General features: G+C 61.2%; 11 protein-coding genes. 8 read left to right on the top strand and 3 right to left on the bottom strand.

Features of this window, described 5'->3' with window-relative positions; all coding sequences use genetic code 11:
- Positions 1-89: 89 nt before the first annotated feature.
- The 3 genes from Q5H92_RS07485 to Q5H92_RS07475 all read right to left on the bottom strand — a co-directional run bounded on the left by Q5H92_RS07485 (position 90) and on the right by Q5H92_RS07475 (position 6,136).
- Positions 90-1,643, bottom strand: a complete 1,554-nt coding sequence (locus Q5H92_RS07485; RefSeq protein ID WP_305010882.1) for a glycoside hydrolase family 28 protein — start codon at positions 1,641-1,643, stop codon at positions 90-92.
- 132 nt (positions 1,644-1,775) lie between these two features.
- Positions 1,776-3,320: an MGH1-like glycoside hydrolase domain-containing protein gene (locus Q5H92_RS07480; RefSeq protein WP_305010881.1), complete on the bottom strand. Its 1,545-nt coding sequence runs from the start codon at positions 3,318-3,320 to the stop codon at positions 1,776-1,778.
- 125 nt (positions 3,321-3,445) lie between these two features.
- Positions 3,446-6,136: an alpha-d-galacturonidase gene (locus tag Q5H92_RS07475; protein ID WP_305010880.1), complete on the bottom strand. Its 2,691-nt coding sequence runs from the start codon at positions 6,134-6,136 to the stop codon at positions 3,446-3,448.
- 756 nt (positions 6,137-6,892) lie between these two features.
- Between Q5H92_RS07475 and Q5H92_RS07470 the strand changes: the two genes are divergently transcribed.
- The 8 genes from Q5H92_RS07470 (at position 6,893) to Q5H92_RS07435 (ending at position 19,286) form a co-directional block, all read left to right on the top strand.
- A complete protein-coding gene (locus tag Q5H92_RS07470) occupies positions 6,893-8,524 on the top strand; it encodes a pectate lyase family protein (protein ID WP_305010879.1) in 1,632 nt (543 codons plus the stop codon).
- Between the two features lie 186 nt (positions 8,525-8,710).
- Positions 8,711-11,854: a DUF6298 domain-containing protein gene (locus tag Q5H92_RS07465; protein ID WP_305010878.1), complete on the top strand. Its 3,144-nt coding sequence runs from the start codon at positions 8,711-8,713 to the stop codon at positions 11,852-11,854.
- A 134-nt stretch (positions 11,855-11,988) separates the two neighbouring features.
- Positions 11,989-13,401: a sialate O-acetylesterase gene (locus Q5H92_RS07460; RefSeq protein WP_305010877.1), complete on the top strand. Its 1,413-nt coding sequence runs from the start codon at positions 11,989-11,991 to the stop codon at positions 13,399-13,401.
- Positions 13,402-13,413: 12 nt separating this feature from the next.
- Positions 13,414-14,319, top strand: a complete 906-nt coding sequence (locus tag Q5H92_RS07455) for a sugar phosphate isomerase/epimerase family protein (protein ID WP_305010876.1) — start codon at positions 13,414-13,416, stop codon at positions 14,317-14,319.
- A 96-nt stretch (positions 14,320-14,415) separates the two neighbouring features.
- Positions 14,416-15,660 carry a ribulose-bisphosphate carboxylase large subunit family protein gene (locus tag Q5H92_RS07450; protein ID WP_305010875.1) on the top strand — a complete coding sequence of 415 codons (1,245 nt, stop codon included), beginning with the start codon at positions 14,416-14,418 and terminating at the stop codon, positions 15,658-15,660.
- A gap of 106 nt (positions 15,661-15,766) precedes the next feature.
- Positions 15,767-17,113 carry a four-carbon acid sugar kinase family protein gene (locus Q5H92_RS07445; protein ID WP_305010874.1) on the top strand — a complete coding sequence of 449 codons (1,347 nt, stop codon included), beginning with the start codon at positions 15,767-15,769 and terminating at the stop codon, positions 17,111-17,113.
- Positions 17,114-17,253: 140 nt separating this feature from the next.
- Positions 17,254-17,916, top strand: a complete 663-nt coding sequence (locus Q5H92_RS07440; RefSeq protein WP_305010873.1) for an aspartate/glutamate racemase family protein — start codon at positions 17,254-17,256, stop codon at positions 17,914-17,916.
- Between the two features lie 44 nt (positions 17,917-17,960).
- Positions 17,961-19,286: a bile acid:sodium symporter family protein gene (locus tag Q5H92_RS07435; RefSeq protein WP_305010872.1), complete on the top strand. Its 1,326-nt coding sequence runs from the start codon at positions 17,961-17,963 to the stop codon at positions 19,284-19,286.
- The last annotated feature ends 192 nt before the right edge of the window (positions 19,287-19,478 follow it).

Raw genomic sequence — 19,478 nt, 5'->3', positions numbered from 1 at the left:
GCGTGGACTCTGCAAGTCCGCGCATGGGCGGGGTAGCAAATGCGGAGAAGTCAGCTAATGCGCGGACTCGCAGAGTCCACGCTACGGTGCTACGGCCCTACCACCCGCTCCTTCACATCGGCGGCCTGGCTCACGGGGATTTTCACGTATTTCAGGTTGTTGTTTTGCAGGCCGATGTTGCGCGTGTTGGCCCCTTTCAGCGTCAGAAACGTTTCGGTACCGGCCGCCGGGAAGCAATTATACACGAAAGCATCAACGGTGTTATTCAACTCTAGCAGCGAAGTAGCGGCTACCGGGCGGGCGCTGCGAATGCCGTCGAGCCAGATTTGCTGCACGTTTTCGGCGCGCACGCTCGGGCCGATGGTCGTGTTCACTTCCACGTTATGAAACGCAATGTTGCGGGCCTCCTTCACCGTAAAGCCCTGTTTCGCGTCGAAGTTGCAGTTGCTGAACGTTACGTTTTCGATGGGCATTTCGCTCAGGCCGTTCAGCAGGCCCGCCTGGTTGCCCTCGGCCGTGATGTTGCTGAAATGGATGTTGCGGAAGCGCGGCGTGCGCTCCGAAACCGGCTCGGGCGTCGACTTGGCGTACTGCATATCGAGCACAATCATCTGCTCACGAATGTTCTTCATCACGATGTTATCGACGCGAATGTCCTCCACCACGCCGCCCCGGCCCCGGGCCGTTTTGATGCGGATGCCCCGGTCGGTGCCATCGAAAATGCAGTTCGAAATCGTGATTTTCTTCACTCCGCCCGACATCTCCGAGCCAATCACCACGCCGCCGTGCCCGCTCAGCATGGTGCAGTTGGTGATGGTGTAGTTTTCGGCTGGCATATTCATCTTGCGCCCGGCCGCGTCCTTGCCCGATTTGATGGTGATGCAGTCGTCGCCCACGCTGATGTGGCAGTTCGAAATGTGCACGTAGCGGCACGATTCGGGGTTGATGCCGTCGGTATTGGGCGACTTCGGATTATTGATGGTGACGCCCGTAATGGTCACGTTTTCGCAGAATTCGGGGTTCACCGTCCAGAACGGCGAGTTGCGGATGGTGATGCCTTCAATCAACACATTTTTGCAAAACATGGGCTGGATAAACGGCGGCCGTAGAAACGCCCGGTCAATCACGCCGCCCTGCTCGTCGGGCCGAATAATATTGGCATTGAGCCGCTTAAACTCCTGCTGCCACTTCGAATCCTGGCTTTTGCGCGACTGCCCTTCGGCGTAGTCCCACCACTTTTTGCCCTGCCCGTCGATAATGCCCCGGCCCTTGATGGTGATGTTTTCGGCCTTGTAGGCGTAGAACAGCGGCGAAAAGCTGGTCACATCGATGCCTTCATAGCGCGAGGGCACCATGGGCAGGTAGTCGTCGAAATTGTTGCTGAAGTAGATAATGGCGCCGGCCCCTACCTCAATGGTAATGTTGCTTTTGAGGCGAATGGGGCCGGTCAGGTAGCGGCCCGCCGGAAAGTAGATGGTGCCGCCGCCCGCCTTCGCCGCCGCGTCAATGGCCTTGGCAATGGCGGCGGTGGAGAGCTTTGTGCTATCGTTTTTCGCGCCGTATTTCAGAACGTTGTAATAGTCCTGGGCGCGGGCGGCCGAGATGGTGAACAGCAGGAGAAAGGCGGAGAGGAAGTGTTTCATTCTGAACAGTGTATTGAAACGGTCATGCTGAGCGGAGTCGAAGCATCTCTACCGCAATAGTAAATCTGATTAGTTGGGCAGTAGAGATGCTTCGACTCCGCTCAGCATGACGTGCCTTTTCGTATCTGCTAACTATCCCGGCAGTTTGGCCGTCAGCTTTTTCAGCTCGCTGGCGCGGCCAATTTCCTTGCCGTCGGCGAAGATGCGCAGGCCCTGGCCCCGTCCGTACTTCTGGCCGGTTTTGTCCCAAATCACGGCAATCATCCGGCCGTGGTAGCGCACCTGGTCCAGCGCAAACCAGTCCCACTGCCCGGCGGGCACCAGCGGAAATACTTCCACCACGTTATCGGTTCGCGGCTTAAGGCCTACGAGGCCGGTTATCACCAAATCGGCGAAGCCGGAATGGTTGTAATAGCTGCTGCGCGGGTTGTCGCCCTTCAGCCACTCGCCGGTCTTTTCATCCTGGTACTCACCGAGGTAGGGCACGCCGTTTTTCCGGTGCGAGAGGGCGTATTTGCGCAACTCGTCGTAGTAAATCTGAGCCGTCATGCCGTCGTGGTGCTTATAGTCTGTGAGCAGGTTGGCGAGGCCTTTCAGGGTTTGGGTGGTGGCGTAGGGCCACACCGCACCGTCCCACTCGCAGCCGTGGCCCGAGCCGTGGGTGCGGAAGCCGGGCGCGCGCCGCTCGGCCGTGGTGAGGCCCCAGGGTGCTCGGAAACCACCTTCATCGGTAAGCTGCGCCCACTGCTTGGCGTACTGCGGCTTATCGGCGGGCAGGTTGAAATACCAGGGAATATAGCCCAGTTCCTCCCGCGCCTCGCAAAGGCCGCCCTTCTCATACTGCACCTTGAAAAAACTGGCTTTGGGGTCCCACAACGTCTTCTGCACGTCGGCGCGGAGCTGCTTGGCCTTGGCGGCGTACTTACGCTCTAGCGTGTCGTTCTTGGTCAGCTTTGCCATGGTAGCCAGGGCTTTGGCATTGCCGTACATGTAGCTGTTGATGGTGGGCCGCACGTTCTTTTCCTTGCGCCCACCGCTGATGGATTCCTCCATTGCATCCTTCACGTCGTACTGCCAAAACAGGCCGCTGGGGAGCATTCGCTCCTTTTCCCACTGCCGGTAGTCGGCGTTGAGCGCAGGCAGCGTCTCCTGCACAAAGGCTTGGTTATTATTCACCTTGTATAGCTCATACACCGCATCGGGCAGCCAGCTGCTGAAGCTATGCAGCTTGGCATTCACCTGCGGTTGCTTGGCGAATAACCAGAACTTCGTGTACTGGTCGATGTACTGCGGGTCGTGCAGCCAGCGGCCTTCGTTGAGGTGGTGGCCCAGGGCGCTGCTGATGGTGTTGTAAGGCCCGGCGTGCTTCATTGGCGTGATGAACTCCGTGAATACGTAGCCGTCGGGCGTCTGCTTCAGGTGCTTGCGGAAGGTCCACCAGCGGTAGTAGTACGTTTCCTGAATGGCCGAATCGGGGCACTCGAACAAAGGTACTTCGCGGGCCAGCCAGTCGGCCGCCTGGGCATTGGGCACGAGGTTGATGACGTCCTCCTTGTCCAGCGCATTGAAGCGGGCCACGCTGGCACGCAGGTGCTCGGGCGTGAGGACCTGGGCCGCGGCGGGCGCGGCGCTAAGCAAACCGAGGCAAAGGAGTAGGTGGGTGGGTTTTAATTGCATACGATAGCAATAAGAAAGAACGTCATGCAGAGCGTAGCGAAGCATCTCGCGGGCAATAGCAACTCAATCGATTGGTTTACTTCGGCACGCGGGATGCTTCGCTCTGCTCTGCATGACGTTCTTGATTACTCAAACAACCAGTCAATTTCCCGGCCCGGTGCCACTGCGCTGCCCAGCCCGGCATTGTAAGTCGGCACCGGTTGCGTGGCATCCACAAACCCCAGAATCATGCAGGCGCCGCGGGCCAGGTTCAGCGTATGCGTGCCGGCTTTGAAGGAGTAGGCGTGGACGTTGACAGGCGGCAGGCCGGGGATGGATAGCGCGTTCAAAATCCGGCTCTCAGCTTGGCCGTAGTCGTTGGCACTGGCATCAATTTCCAGGGTCGGCACGGGCAGGTAGCGCGGGCTTTTCTGGTTGAAAAACCCGACCAGTACTTGCACCGGCTTTTTAGTCGAAAACCGAATTTCCGTGCCCTGCGCCACCTGCTGCGCCTTGCTGAACAGAACGCCTTCCAGCCCCGCCAGTTCCGGCGCGAAGGCCGTAATCTGCGCCGTGGTATCGGCGAAAGCAGGTTGCCCTAATGCGACCCATAAAGGCTTTGGCTTCTTGTTCAGCAGCACCACCGGGGCATTGCGAAGCACCTCTGTTTTCCGCGTGGCGACATTGGTTTTCGTGTTCTTCAGCGAGTCGATGTTATGCTGAAAATCGGCCAGTTCTTTCTGATAAACAGGCAGCATTTCCGCCCAGGTTTTGTAGGTACCGTCCACGCCGCGCATCGGGATTTTGCGCTGGGCGGTTTGCATGCTGTTGGCGTAGAGGTAGCTGTCTTTGGTGAGGTCGACGAGCTTCTGCCAGTGCGCCACGCTGCTTTGCAGCAGCGGCACAGCGGCGGTCAGGTCCTGCACGTTGTGCGAGTACTTGTAGCGTAGCACCTGCAAAGCGGCCCGGGCCTTTTCGGCGTAGAAATTGGCCAGCGCATCCTGGCAGTACATGTCATTTTTGACGCGGGCAAACTCGGTCTGATTCTTCTTGATGGATGGGGCTGCTTTCTCAATGGCTGCGATGGCGGCCTTACCGTGCGCCACCACCTCATTGGCCACCTGCGGTGGCGTTTCGCCGACATGCTTCTCCCCTTTCGCCTCCTTTTCGGCATACTCGATAATCATCTCACCTTCTGGCGATTCCGACTCATAAAGCAGTGTAAACAAGCCGTAGCGCTTGGGGTCGATGAGCTGGTTCATGAGCATGCCCAGCGTGAGCGTCTGGCGGTTACCGTCGGTGATGCCGTAGCGGCGCAGCAGCTTGGGCTCGATTTCGCCGGCTTCTTCGTAGGCCGTCAGAATTTGCTGGCCGGCGGCCGGGTCGCAGCCAAATTGCGCGGCCAGCTTCTGGCTCCAGTAAGCGACTTCGGCCGGGCGGGGGCGGTTGGCGCGCCAGGCGTAGCGGGCCCATTCGGCATACCAGAGCCAGTCGCGGTCGACCTGCAGCTGGCGGCCGGGCACGTTGTCGGCCGAGTAAGGCCAGTCCCAGTACGACGACTCCGGGTAGAGGTGCAAGCCGTTGGCGCCGTAAGTGTTGTGCATGGCCTGCACCGATTTCTGGATAAAATCGGCCGAGCCGTAGCGGAACGGCTCCAGGTTGGCGAGGATGTGCACGTTCTCGATGTGCACCGAATTCATGCTGCTGAGCTTGCGATGCAGCTCGGCCCAGGAGCCGCGGGGCGTGTAGGTGGTCAGCGCCTCGCCGTTGAATTTGGCTTCGGTGTAGAGGTTCTTGTAAAGCGGCGACGCGGCGGCGATAACGCGGGGCGCGTCGGTGTCGTGAGCGCGCAGCACAATGGGCGGCTGCTCGGTCTGGCCGAGGGCTTTGAGGCCGTCTTGCACGCCGGGAATAATGGTTTTCGTGAACCAGTCCACGTCGTCCTGCCCGGTGCCTTCCATGGCTTCGCCCAGCGCCACCATCAGGCCCACGTGCGGGTATTTCTCCACGAAAGCCGCGATGGACTTGCGGGTATAGTCGGCAATGAGCGGCACGATGGGCCGGGCGCGGTCTTGGGTTTTGATGTTGTAATGCTCGGCGAAGGGCTTGGAAACGATGATGTTGTAGAACATCTGAATCACCCAGATGCCGCGCTTGTCGGCCTCCTCGGTAAGGAAGCGGTACATCTCCTCGTTCTTTTTGAACGTGGCATCGTCTACTTCCACCGCAAACGGGTAGTCCTTGAGCCGCACCAGCGAGGCAAACGGGTGCCCGTTCCAGAGATAGAGCGAGTTGTACCGGTTGTCCACCATCATATCGAGGTACTTCACCCAGAGCGCCTTATCGTAAAACCACGGGAAGGTTTCGGGCGTGTACGGATACTCGTACACCGTGCGGCCGGGCAGGTAATAGGGCTTCTGGACGCCGATGCAGGTGCCGCGCAGCACCATTTCGGGCTGGTCGGCGAGGTGGATGTTCTCGTTGATTTTGCCTTTGGCTTTCACTTGTTCCGCCAGTTCCATACAGCCGTAGAGGGCCCCCGAGTTGTCGGCTCCGTTGATAAGCAGGTTGTCATCTTTGGCCGAAGAAAGCACGAAGCCTTCCTTGCCGGTCGCTTTTTCGGCGGTCGTGCGAAAGGCGGTGGCGGCCTGCTGCACCAGTGCATCGGTGGCACGGCCTACGACAATCAAGCCCTTGGCTTTCGGCAGCTTATCGACCTGCTGAATCTGCACCTGATAGCCAGCGGCGCGCAGTGCGGTGGCCAGTTGAGAAGCGCCGTATTGCAGGCGGGCGTGGGCTGTTTTGGGCAGCAGAATGGTGCGGGTTTGGGCAGCCAAATGGCGGGATGTAGCGACGCGTCCCTTCGCGGCGCGGCGTTGCTGCGGTAGCTTGGGTTCGGCTTTAGTTGTCCGGTTCCGGCCGCTCAACGAGGAGGCGCGAAGGGCCGCGCCACTACGCCGTTCTGAGGTTATTCCACCTGACACTTTGACTGCCAAAGCCACAGTGGCAGCAGCTCCAACCTGCGCCGCGCCCAGCAACAGGCCGACCAACAAAAAGGAGTAGCTAACAAGTTGATGCCAGCGGTTTGGGCGCGCGGGCAATTCATGGAAAACGGGAGCGGAATGGACGAATGGCATCAGGTCAAAATTATCGGGCGCCCGCACCAATTCTGTGTACCATGTTCGCCGGCTTTTATAGCATGTTGCCATCGCAAAAGCCGCTTTTACACAATCGATAAATTAGAAGGTGAAGCAACTTCGGAAGTACAGTCAAGTTGAGCGGGTGAGGCGTCACAAACTAGTTCTGGCGAAGCGTGGCCAGTCGTTGCATCCGGCTGCTCCAGATGCTCTGGCAACGGCTAAAGGGTTCTTTGCTTTCTCATTTCATTAAACAGCCAGCCACTTAATTCCGGCATGGGCAGCCGTTGGTAACAGTTAAAGAGAAGGCCCGGTGAGCGTTTACTCAGCTAAACGGCGGCCCTGCTTACCGCAGCAAAGGCGAATGATAACATCCTACACAGGGACGAGAAAATGATATAGGTGATGGCGGTTTTTGTCCTGTTATTTCGTTCCATCCAAACTTCCCCACCCCTTATGAACAAACCGCTTGCTTCCCTCGGTGCCTTGGGCCTCTTTTTTTCGACGCAGTTTGCGGCTCACGCCCAGTATCCGAAGATTCCGCAGGACGTGCAGAAGGCCAGCGAGGCCATGATGAAGGACGCCTACCGGCAGTCCGAAATTGCCTGGAACAAGGCCTACCCCATCATTCAACAGGAGCAGCGCGAGGGCAAGCCCTACATTCCGTGGGCGGCCCGCCCCATCGATTTGCCGCAGGCCAGCATCCCGGCGTTTCCGGGCGCCGAGGGCGGCGGGGCCTACACGTTTGGCGGGCGCGGCGGGCGCGTAATTGTGGTGACGAGCCTGGCCGACAGCGGCCCCGGCTCCCTGCGCGAGGCCTGCGAGCAGGGCGGCGCCCGCATCGTGGTGTTCAACGTGGCGGGCATCATTCGGCTGAAAACGCCGCTCATGATTCGGGCGCCCTACATCACCATTGAGGGCCAGAGCGCGCCCGGCGACGGCATTTGCGTAGCCGGCGAGTCGGTGTGGCTGAACACGCACGACGTGCTGATTCGCTTCATGCGCTTCCGCCGCGGCGAGACGAACGTGGGCCGGCGCGACGATTCCATCGGCGGCAACCCGATTGGCAACATCATGATTGACCACGTCTCGGCGAGTTGGGGGCTGGATGAGAACATGTCGATGTACCGCCACATGTACAACGACAGCACCGGCATCCCGGAGCAGAAGCTGGGTACGGTGAACATCACCATTCAAAACTCCATCTTCTCGGAGTCGCTCGACACCTGGAACCACGCTTTTGGCAGCACGCTGGGCGGCGAGAACTGCACGTTCATGCGCAACCTGTGGGCCGACAACGCGGGCCGCAACCCGTCCATCGGCTGGAACGGCGTGTTCAACTTCGCCAACAACGTGATGTTCAACTGGGTGCACCGCTCCGTGGACGGCGGCGACTACCGCGCCCTTTACAACATCATCAACAACTACTACAAGCCCGGTCCCTCCACCCCGAAGGACACTAACATCGGCCACCGCATCCTGAAGCCCGAATCGGGCCGCAGCAAGCTGAAGTACCAGGTGTACGGCCGCGCCTATGTGGCCGGCAACGTGGTGGAAGGCTTCCCCGAGGTGACCAAAGACAACTGGAACGGCGGCGTGCAGGTGGAGGAAATGCCCAACACCGGCAAGTACACGGCCGATATGAAGGCGAGCAAGCCGCTGCCGATGCCGGAAATCACCATCATCCCGGCCGAAAAAGCTTACAGCTACGTGCTGGAAAATGCCGGTGCCATCCTGCCCAAGCGCGACCCCGTGGACACCCGCGTGGTGGAGCAGGTGCGTACCGGCAAAATCGACTTCATCAAGAACGTGAAGCTGCCTACCACGCAGTTTGAGCACCGCCGCTTGCCGATTGATTCCTACAAGCAGGGCATCATCACCGACCCCGTTCAGGTAGGCGGTTATCCCACCTACGCCGGCAAGCCCTACGCTGATGCCGACAAGGACGGCATGCCCGACGACTACGAAAAGAAGAACGGCCTAGACCCAAAAAATGCGGCTGACGCGGCTACGATTACGAAAAACGGCTACTCAAACATTGAGAATTACCTCAATGGCTTGGTGGCGCTGAGCACGGTGAAGCCGTAACCTCACCCCCGGCCCCTCTCCTCAGGAGAGGGGAGCCTGACGATTGTAGACGAAAGAACGTCATGCAGAGCGCAGCGAAGTATCTCGCTTGTGGTAGTAAATAATGCTTCTGCAATAATTCGAGCGAGATGCTTCGCTGCGCTCTGCATGACGTTCCTTTAGGTTGCTACCTGAAAACAAACACCCGTGCACCAGCCTACCCGCACCTTTGCCTTCCTACTCCTCTCCGGCATCTTCACCGCCAGCCCGGCCGCCGCGCAGAAAGCACCCAAGCCGCTGCCGCCGCCCTCGCCCATCGAGTACAAGGACGGCAAGCTGAGCTACGCGCCGGATTCGCTGGGCAACAGAGTGCCGGACTTTTCCTATACCGGCTACCGGGCGGGCGATGCGGCTATTCCCACGGCCACCATTAAAGTGACGGTGCCCGTGAAGGCCGGCGATGCCACAGCCCGCATTCAGTCGGCGCTGGATTACGTGGCCGGCTTGCCGGTGGGCAAGGATGGCCTGCGCGGCGCGATACTGCTGGAGAAGGGCACTTATGAGGTAGCGGGCCGGCTGTTTATTCGCGCCTCGGGTGTGGTGCTACGCGGCTCCGGCATGGGCGAGAGCGGCACCGTTGTCATCGGCACGGGCGTGAGCCGCGACCATTTGATTACGGTGGGCGGGCGCAATGACCGCCGGTTTGAAACCGCGCTGCCGGTTACCGACAAATACGTGCCGGTGAATGCCTGCACCATCAAAATCGCCAATGCCAGCGCCTTTAAAGTAGGCGACCGAGTGCAGGTGCGGCGGCCCAGTACGGCCGCGTGGGTGCACAAGTTGGGCATGGAAACCTTCGGCGGCGGCCTGTCCTCGCTGGGCTGGAAACCCGGCCAGCGCGACCTCGCCTGGGACCGCCAGGTGGTGGTCGTGGATGCCAACGGCATCACCTTAGATGCTCCTTTGACTACCGCGCTGGACCAAGCTTACGGCGGCGGCACCATGGCCCGCTACTCCTGGCCGGGCCTGATTTCGCAGGTCGGCGTCGAAAACCTACGGCTGGAATCCAGCTTCGATGCGGCTAACCCGAAGGATGAAAACCACCGCTGGGTGGCTATTGATATTGAAAATGCGCAGGATGCCTGGGTGCGGCAGGTGGCGTTTCGGCACTTCGCCGGCTCGGCCGTTTTGGCGCAGGCCACAGCCCGGCGCGTGACGGTAGAGGACTGTATTTCGACGGAGCCGGTGTCGGAAATCGGCAATGAGCGGCGCAATACCTTCTATACCCTGGGCTCGCAGACGCTTTTTCAGCGGCTGTATGCGGAGAATGGTTATCACGATTTTGCCTTGGGCTACTGCGCGGCCGGCCCCAACGCCTTCGTGCAGTGCGAGGCCGAGCAGGCGCTGAGTTTCAGCGGCGGCGTGGATAGCTGGGCTTCGGGCGTGCTGTTCGACATCGTGAAAGAATACGGCCAGGCCCTGCGCTTCGGCAACCGCGAGCAGGATGGACAGGGAGCAGGATGGGCCGTGGCCAACAGCGTGTTCTGGCAGTGCACCGCCGCCCGTGTGGACTGCTACCAGCCGCCCACCGCCCAAAACTGGGCTTTCGGCACCTGGGCGCAGTTCGGCGGCAACGGCTTCTGGGACCAGTCCAACGAAAACATCAACCCGCGCAGCCTCTACTACTCGCAGCTACAGGAGCGGCTGGGCGAGGCCGCCAAGGCCCGCGCCATCCTGCTGCCCGTGCCCACTGAGGCCAGCAGTAGCCCGAAAGTGGCCGTGGCGCAGGAGCTGACGCGCCTCTCGGTGAACCCCGCGCCTACCGTGCTGGAATTCGTGAAAGCCGCCCCCACGCGCCAGCCGATTTCGCTTCAGAACTCCGCGCCCAGCATCGATAAGCTGAAGGTAAAAACGGCCCCGGCGCCCACCTACGCGGCTCCGCTGCACGTGGCGCAGGGCGTGCTGGTGCGCGGCAATGCCCTCGTGCTGGGCCGCCGCCAGGAAGTGCCGTGGTGGAACGGCAGCGCCCGCCCCTACGGTCTGCTCAATCCCAAACCGCACATCACGCGCTTCGTGCCGGGCCAGATTGGCCGGGGGCTGACCGATGATTTGGCCGAGATGACCGACTCGATGCGGGCCCAGAACGTGGTGGCCCTGCACCACAACTACGGCCTCTGGTACGAGCGCCGGCGCGACGACCACGAGCGCATCAAGCGGATGGACGGCGAGGTGTGGGCGCCGTTTTACGAGTTGCCCTTCGCCCGCAGCGGCACCGGCCAGGCCTGGGACGGACTCAGCCGCTACGACCTCACTAAATACAACGCCTGGTACTGGAGCCGCCTGAACCAGTTTGCCGATTTGGCCGACCAAAAGGGCCTCGTGCTGCTCAACCAGCACTATTTCCAGCACAACATCATCGAAGCCGGCGCGCACTACGCCGACTTCCCCTGGCGCCCGGTGAACAACGTGAACAACACCGGCTTCCCGGAGCCCGCGCCCTACGCCGGCGACAAGCGCATCTTCATGGCCGAGCAGTTTTACGACGTGACCGATGCCACGCGCCGGCCGTTGCACCGCGCCTACATCCGCCAGTGCCTCGCCAATTTCAAGGGCCAGACCGGCGTCATCCACCTCATCGGGGCCGAATTTACCGGGCCGCTCACCTTCGTGCAGTTCTGGCTCGACACCATCAAGGAGTGGGAAACCGAAACCGGCCAGCACCCCACTATTGCGCTGAGCACTACCAAAGACGTGCAGGACGCCATTCTGGCCGACCCGGCCCGGGCCCAGGTGGTCGACGTTATTGACATCAACTACTGGCACTACCAATTCAACGGCACGGCCTATGCGCCGGCCGGCGGCCAGAACCTGGCCCCGCGCCAGCATGCCCGCCTCACGCCGCCCAAGCGCAGCTCGTTCGAGCAGGTATACCGCGCCGTACGCGAATACCGCCAGCAATTTCCGGACAAAGCCGTGCTCTATTCGGCCGATGGCTACGATGCCTTCGGCTGGGCCGTTCTGCTGGCGGGCGGCTCCATGGCCAGCCTGCCCCGCGTAGCAGATGCTGGCTTTGCAACATCCGTGGCCGCCATGAAGCCGGTGGAGCTGCCCGGCAAGCCCGCCGACCAGTGGGCGATGGGCGACGGCAAAACCGGCCTGCTGCTGTACCGGGAGGGCAAGTCGCCGGTGCAGGTTGACTTGTCGGGGATAAGTGGCACGTTCGCCGTGCGGCATCTGAACCCAAAAACCGGGCAGGTAACGGGCGCGGTAGAATCGGTGAAGGGTGGTAAGGTTACCACATTGAACGGCGCGGCGACAGGTGCGGAAATTATCTGGTTGGCGAAGAAATGAGGATAATAGAGACAATAGGACAGTGTAGAGACGCAATATTTTGCATCTCGTCGTTGAACAATAATGTTCGAACGATGACGCCCGAACAATTCGGACGGCGCGGTTCCATTCGTTCAACGACGAGACGCAAAATATTGCGTCTCTATATCGTGCTGGCACTATTTGCCGCATTACCCGCCCACGCCACTATCACCCTCCCCCGAATCCTCGGGCACGACATGGTGCTGCAACGCGAGAAGCCGGTGCCCATCTGGGGCACGGCCGCTCCGGGCGAGGCCGTGACGGTGCAGTTTGCCGGCCAGCACCCCAGCACCAAGGCCGACGCGGCGGGCAAGTGGCAGGTGCTGCTCAAGCCACTGAAGGCATCGGCTACGCCGGCCGAGTTGATGATCAGCGGCAGCAACATTATTCGGCTGCGCAATGTGCTGGTGGGCGAAGTCTGGGTGTGCTCGGGCCAGTCGAACATGGAATACACCATGCGCAAAAACAGCAAGGTGACGCGCCCCGACGTGCCCGGCCCCAATCCCGTGGACGAGCTGAACTACGCTCACAATCCCGCCATCCGCATTTTCCTGGTCAACCGCAAGACCCTGGCAAAGCCCGACACCCTACACCGCGACTGGGCCGTGGCGCAGGATTCGGCTCTGCGCTCGTTCTCGGCCGCCGCATATTTCTTCGCCAAAGAGCTGAATATGCGCCTCAATGTGCCGGTGGGCATGGTATCATCGGCCGTGCCCGGCAGCCGCATCGAGCCCTGGGTTTCGGAAGCAGCTTTTGCCAAAGACCCGGCTTTTGTGGGGAAGAAAGTAGACGGCGACCCGGGCAAATTCTGGGAGACGATGGTGAAGCCGCTGGCACCGTTGGCGGTGCGCGGCTTCCTGTGGTACCAGGGCGAAAGCAATTGCTTTCTGGCTGAGACGACGACGTACACCCAGAAAATGCGCACGCTCATCGGCAGTTGGCGCGCGGCCTGGGGCGACCAGAATCTGCCGTTCTACTACGTGTCGCTGGCCCCGTTCAAGTACTCTGACACCCACGACAAAGTGGTGCTGACGCGCGAAACCCTGCCCCGCATCCGCGAAGCGCAGGCAGCGGTGCTGCAACTCGTGCCGCACACAGGCATGATTGAAACCACTGACCTGGCCAATACCGAGGGCGGCATTCACCCCGGCTTCAAATGGGAAATTGGGCGGCGGCTGGCGTTGCTGGCGTTGGCCAAAACCTACCAGATGCCCGGTGTGGTAGCCGAAGGCCCGGTTTTTCACAGCCTGAAAGTGAAGGGTGAGGTGGCGGCCGTTTCGTTTACTTCGGCCGCCCCACTGGTCAGCAAAGACGGCAAGGCGCTGACGGACTTTGCCATTGCCGGGCCCGATGGCGTGTTTGTGCCCGCCCAGGCGCGCATCGAGGGCCGGCAAGTACTGGTTTCGGCCCCGGAAGTGAAGCAGCCCACGGCCGTGCGCTTCGGCTGGGACGAAGTGGCGCAGCCCAACCTGTTTTCCGAAGCCGGGCTGCCGGCTCGCCCATTTCGTACGGATAAGACCCGCTAAATCAGCTTTGTGATGAAAACCGATACTGCTTCCCGCCGCGATTTCTTGAAAGCCAGCTCGTTTCTAACGGGCGGCCTGCTGCTGCCCGGCTGGGCCCGCGCCCTTGCGCCCACCAAAAAGAGGCTGACTTACAAAGTCGCGGTGGTTGACCTGATGATTCTGAAGCGGCAGAAACTGGGTGCCTTGCAGCTCACCAAAGACATCGGGGCCGACGGCGTGGAGGTGGACGTGGGTGGCCTGGGCCAGCGCGAAACCTTCGACAACCAGCTCGCCAATCCCGAAATTCGCCAGCAGTTCATTGATAAAGCGAAAGAGCTGAACCTGGAAATCTGCTCGCTGGCCATGACGGGTTTCTACGCCCAATCGTTCGCCACGCGCCCCACCTACCAGCGCATGATTCAGGACTGCCTCGACACGATGAAGGCGCTGAATGTGAAGGTGGCTTTCCTACCGCTCGGCACGCAGGGCGATTTGAAAAAGAACCCCGAGCTACGCCCCGCCATCGTGGAGCGACTGAAGGTGGTGGGCGCAATGGCGAAGAAGGCGGGCGTCGTCGTCGGCATCGAAACCGCGCTGGATGCCACCGGCGAAGTGGCTTTGCTGAAGGAAATCAACTCGAAAAACATCCAGATTTACTTCAACTTTTCAAACCCGCTCAAGGAAGGCCGCGACTTGCATCAGGAACTGAAGATTCTGGGGGGCAAGCGCATCTGCCAGATTCACGCCACCGACGAGGACGGCGTGTGGCTGCAAAACAATACGCGCCTGGATATGAACAAGGTGAAGCAAACCCTGGCCGACATCAACTGGGAGGGCTGGCTGGTGATTGAACGCTCGCGCGACGCCAACGACGCCCGGAATGTGAAGAAGAATTTCGGAGCCAACGCGGCCTATTTGAAGTCAATTTTTCAAAGTTGATGTAGCGTGGACTCTGCGAGTCCGCGTCTGAACGAACGAACGAACGAATAATACAGAACACCAATGCGCGGACTCGCAGAGTCCACGCTACAACCCATGGAACGCATTACCGCCACTTACTACATCGAAACCCCATTCGACCCGGCCGCCGCGGCCGCCGTGCTGGCGGGCGAGCAGTCGTCCGGTACCTTCGTGGCGGTGCCAGGCGAAACCGCCGAGCTCAAGCAACGCTTTGCCGCCCGCGTGGAGTCGGTAGAGGCGCTGGAAACGGTGCGGGAGCCGGCCATTCCGGGCGCGACGAGCAGCAGCGGGCTGTACCATCGGGCGCGGGTGCGGGTGTCGTGGTCGGTGGAGAATTTTGGGTACAACCTGCCGCTGCTGGTGTCCACGCTGCAAGGGAATCTGTATGAAATCCGCCAGTTTACGGGGCTGAAGCTGATGGACATTGACGTGCCGGCTTCATATGCGCAACACTTTGCCGGACCGGCGTTTGGTGTGGCGGGCTGCCGTGAGCTGACGGGCGTGCAGGGGCGGCCGCTCATCGGCACCATTATCAAGCCCAGCATCGGTCTCACGCCCGAGCAAACGGCCGGACTGGTAGGCACATTGGCCGAGGCCGGCATTGATTTCGTGAAGGACGACGAGCTGCAGATGGCCGCCGCCAACTCGCCCTTCGAGGCGCGCGTCGATGCCGTGATGGCCGTCGTGAACCGCCACGCCGACCGCACCGGCAAAAAAGTGATGTATGCCTTCAATATCAGCGGGGAAATCGACGAGATGCTGCGCCGCTACGAGTACATGGTGCGCGCCGGTGGCACTTGCGCCATGGTCAGCATCAACAGCGTGGGCCTCGCGGGCACCCGCAAAATCTGCGACCAGCGGGCGCTGGCCATTCACGGGCACCGCAACGGCTGGGGCATGCTCACGCGGCACCCGCTGCTAGGCATCGATTTCCGTGCCTACCAGAAACTGTGGCGCTTGGCTGGCGTCGACCAGCTGCACGTCAACGGCATCCAGAATAAGTTCTGGGAATCCGACGACAGTGTGGTTGCGTCCATCGAAGCCTGCCAGACGCCGCTGCTGGGCGGCTACTCGGTGCTGCCGGTGGTGTCGTCGGGCCAATGGGGCGGGCAGGCGTTCGAAACCTACCGCCGCACCCGCACCACCGACCTGCTTTACATGGCCGGCGGCGGCATCCTGGCCCACCCAATGGGTCCGGCCGCGGGCGTGCAGGCCCTGCAGCAAGCCTGGCAGGGTGCCGTGGACGGCCTCACGTTTGAGAAAACCGCCGCCTTGCACCCGGAATTTGCGGCGGCAGTGCAAAAATTCGGCGGCAAATAAGAACGTCATGCAGCGCACAGCGAAGCATTTCGCGTGCCGAAGTAATCCTTACGATTGAGTCACTACCACACGCGAGATGCTTCGCTGCGCGCTGCATGACAGCCTAATGAATAATCTTCTCCTGGCCTACTACGGCGACGACTTCACCGGCAGCACCGACGCGCTCGAATTTCTGAGCCGCGCGGGGGCGCGCACCGCCCTGTTCATCGCCCCGCCCACGCCCGCCCAGCTCGCCGCCTACCCCGACCTGGACGCCATCGGCGTGGCCGGCCTCACCCGCGCCATGCCGCCGGATGCCATGGAGGCCGTCTTGGAACCCGCCTTCGCGGCGCTACGGGCGCTGGGGCCGCGCCACGTACATTATAAGGTGTGTTCGACTTTTGATTCCTCGCCAACCATCGGCAGCATTGGACGGGCTATTGAAGTGGGGCGCCGAGTGTTTCCCAGTGCCTTTGTGCCGTTGCTGGTAGCCGCTCCGCCGCTGGGCCGCTACTGCGCCTTCGGCCACTTGTTCGCGCGGCTTGGCATCGGCAGCGACGGCGGCATCTTCCGCCTTGACCGGCACCCGTCGATGAGCCGGCACCCCACTACGCCCGCCGACGAAAGCGACCTGCGCCTCCACCTGGCCCGCCAAACCGGGCTCAAAACCGGCCTGCTCGACATTCTGCAAATCACCCGGCCACTGCCGGAGATGCAAGCCACTGTGGCCGCGCAAGTGGAAGCAGGAGCCGAAATCATCCTGTTCGATGCGCTTTACGAGGAACAGTTGCTGGGCATCGGCGCAGCCCTCGACAGCTACGCTTCCGCCGCAGGGCCGCTATTTTCGGTAGGCTCTTCCGGTATCGAAATGGCGCTGGGGCAACTTTGGGCCGAAAACGGCGCGCTGACGCCCGTGACCAACTGGCCCGCTCCTGGCCGCGCCGCGCCGCTGCTGGTGGTGTCGGGCAGCTGCTCACCCGTCACGGCCGGGCAGGTGGCCTGGGCCCAGGCCAATGGCTTTGCCGAAATGGTGCTGGATGCACAACGTCTGGCAGCTACCTCAGCTGCGGAAGCGTCAACGGAACTGGCTCATTACCAAGAACAGGCCATTCGCCTTATCAGCCAAAACCAAAGCGTCATCGTCCACACCAACGGCGGCGCGGCTGGCGCGGTGCAAAGTCTCTCGGCCGAAAAGCTGGGCACGGCGCTGGGCCGCATTGGCCGCGAAGTGGTGGGCCAAACCAGCGTGCGCCGTGTGGTGGTGGCCGGCGGCGACACCTCCAGCTACGCCGCCCGCGCCATGGGCATCGAAGCCGTGGAGATGATAGCGCCGCTCTACCTCGGCGCGCCGCTGTGCCGCGCCTCCGCGCCGGGCTCACCCTTGCACGGCGTCGAAGTCAATTTTAAAGGCGGCCAGGTGGGTGCGCCGGAGTATTTCGGCGTGCTACTCGAAGGCCGGATGTTGAATAACTGACATATAAGAACTTCATGCTGAGCGCAGTCGAAGCGTCTCTACCGCAGGAGAAATCCAATTCGCTGCAATGAAGCGGTAAAGATGCTTCGACTACGCTCAGCATGACCGGCCTATTTATAAACTCTATTTTCCCACCCCTCATGCCTCCCAAAACCCTCGCCCTCGTCCACACTTCCGCCATCATGGTGCCCGTGTTCCAGCAGCTTTGCGCCGAGCACCTGCCCGGCGTGCAGGTTTTTAACATCGTTGATGACAGCCTGGTGCGCACCATCATCCGCGAAGGCGAGCTGACGCCCGCCGTGGCCCGCCGCGTGGTGGGCTACGTGAATTCGGCCGAAGCCGGCGGGGCCGATTACGTGCTGGTTACCTGCTCGTCCATCGGCGCGGCGGTGGAGCAGGCGGCGGGCCTGAGCGGCGTGCCCGTGTTGCGCGTCGACCAGCCCATGGCAGACCAGGCCGTGCAAGCCGGCCGGCGCATCGGCGTCATTGCCACGTTGGCCAGCACCCTCAGCCCCACCGCCGACCTGGTGCAACGCCGTGCCGCGCGCGCCGGCAAGGAAATCGCGCTGACTTCTGTGCTCTGCGAAGGCGCCTTCGAGGCCCTGATGAGCGGCGATGGCGCCCGCCACGACGCCATCGTATCGGCAACCCTCAAGGAGCTGGTGACTAAAGTCGATGTAATCGTGCTGGCCCAGGCCAGCATGGCGCGCGTCGTTGAGGCGCTGGACGCGGCCGACCGCGTGGTGCCCATTCTGGCCAGCCCTGGCATTGCCATTCAGCATTTGGCGGCCCAGCTGGCGTAGTCCGGCCCCTTGTATCATCCGGCCAACCCCTTCCCCTTTCTGCAATGAATCGACTTTTTCAGTTCTGTCTGGTGGTTGCCGGCCTCGCGGGCTTGGTGTTGTTGGCCGGTGTTGCCTTGCACGCGGCGGCGCTGTGGCAGCCGGCGGCCGTGGTAGCGGCAGTCGGCCTGGCCCTGGGCTTCAAAGCCGTGCCGTGGCTGCGCAGCTACCAGTATACGGCCTGGATTATAGTGGCGGTGGTGGCGGCCATGATGTACCCGGCCGCGTTCACGCACTGGGGCGGAGTCGATTTGCGCAACAAGTGGTTAATTCTATTCGTGGTGCAATTGGTAATGTTTGGCATGGGAATTCAGATGAGCATTCGGGATTTTGCGGGGCTGGGCAGCACCGGCAAGGGCGTGCTCATTGGCCTGCTGTGCCACTTTTCGGTGATGCCGCTCATGGGCCTGCTGCTCACCAAAGTGTTTCACTTCGAACCCGAAATTGCAGCCGGCATCATCCTCATCGGTTCCTGCTCCAGCGGATTGGCCTCCAATGTGATGGTGTATCTGGCCCGGGCCAATATGGTGCTGTCGGTGGTCGTCACGGCCATGGCCACGCTGGCGGCGCCGTTTCTCACTCCTTTATTATTAAAGCTGCTGGCCGGCACGCTCATCGAAGTAAAGTTTGTGAGCATGATGATGGAAATCATCAAAATCGTGCTGGTGCCCATCATGGCCGCTTTGCTGCACGACTATCTTAAAACCGCCACGCCGCGGGGCCGGCGCACGGTGGGCCTGCTGGCCGGCGCGGGCGTGCTGTGGCTGGCGGCGCTCCCGCTGGGCTTGTGGGCGGCGTTGGTGCGCAGCCTGCCGAGCCCCGAAGCCGTGCAGGCACTAGAGATACTCAGCTTCCTCGTGGCGGCTGTGGTGGTGGGCGTGCTTTATCATCAATTGGCGAAAAGGTTGCCCAAAATCGATGAAGTGATGCCTTACTTATCCATGTTTGGCATCATCTATTTCACGGCCGTGACCACAGCGGCGGGGCACGACAACCTGTTGCGGGTGGGCTTCCTGCTGTTTCTGGCCTCGGTGCTGCACAACGCGGCGGGGTATTTCTTTGGCTACTGGCTCAGCCGGCTGTTTGGGCTCGATGTGAATTCGGCCCGCACGGTGGCGTTTGAAGTGGGGCTGCAGAATGGCGGCATGGCCTCGGGGCTGGCGGGCGGCATGGGCAAGCTGGGCACCGTGGGGCTGCCGGCGGCCGTGTTCAGTCCTTGGATGAATATTTCGGGCTCCATTCTGGCCAACTACTGGCGCAAGCGGCCGGCGACAGCCTCCGTTACGCCCCATGAAACGATATATAGCCCGGTGGCTTTGCCCGAAGCCTGAGTCCGGTGGGTAGCCGATTATACGATATCGCACCAAAAGTCCGGGAACGATTGCGTGGCTTTTTTAAGCCGTCTGGGCACTTTTTAGGTTTTGATTGGGTATGAGGAATAAGCCGCTTAAACTGCCCTTGTGCTATCAGGAGGGGCATTTTGAGGAGGAATAAAAACTAGCTTAATCAAAACTTCATACTCA

The sequence above is a fragment of the Hymenobacter mellowenesis genome (assembly GCF_030581005.1).
GTDB classification, from domain to species: Bacteria; Bacteroidota; Bacteroidia; order Cytophagales; family Hymenobacteraceae; genus Hymenobacter; species Hymenobacter mellowenesis.
Note: the sequence above shows the minus strand (reverse complement) of the source record. Positions and strands in the feature narration are given on the sequence as shown.

Excerpts from the sequence above, each read along its gene's own strand:
- Q5H92_RS07485 (WP_305010882.1), bottom strand. The coding sequence starts at position 1,643 with ATGAAACACTTCCTCTCCGCCTTTCTCCTGCTGTTCACCATCTCGGCC.
- Q5H92_RS07480 (WP_305010881.1), bottom strand. The coding sequence starts at position 3,320 with ATGCAATTAAAACCCACCCACCTACTCCTTTGCCTCGGTTTGCTTAGC.
- Q5H92_RS07470 (WP_305010879.1), top strand. The coding sequence starts at position 6,893 with ATGAACAAACCGCTTGCTTCCCTCGGTGCCTTGGGCCTCTTTTTTTCG.
- Q5H92_RS07455 (WP_305010876.1), top strand. The coding sequence starts at position 13,414 with ATGAAAACCGATACTGCTTCCCGCCGCGATTTCTTGAAAGCCAGCTCG.
- Q5H92_RS07450 (WP_305010875.1), top strand. The coding sequence starts at position 14,416 with ATGGAACGCATTACCGCCACTTACTACATCGAAACCCCATTCGACCCG.
- Q5H92_RS07445 (WP_305010874.1), top strand. The coding sequence starts at position 15,767 with ATGAATAATCTTCTCCTGGCCTACTACGGCGACGACTTCACCGGCAGC.
- Q5H92_RS07440 (WP_305010873.1), top strand. The coding sequence starts at position 17,254 with ATGCCTCCCAAAACCCTCGCCCTCGTCCACACTTCCGCCATCATGGTG.
- Q5H92_RS07435 (WP_305010872.1), top strand. The coding sequence starts at position 17,961 with ATGAATCGACTTTTTCAGTTCTGTCTGGTGGTTGCCGGCCTCGCGGGC.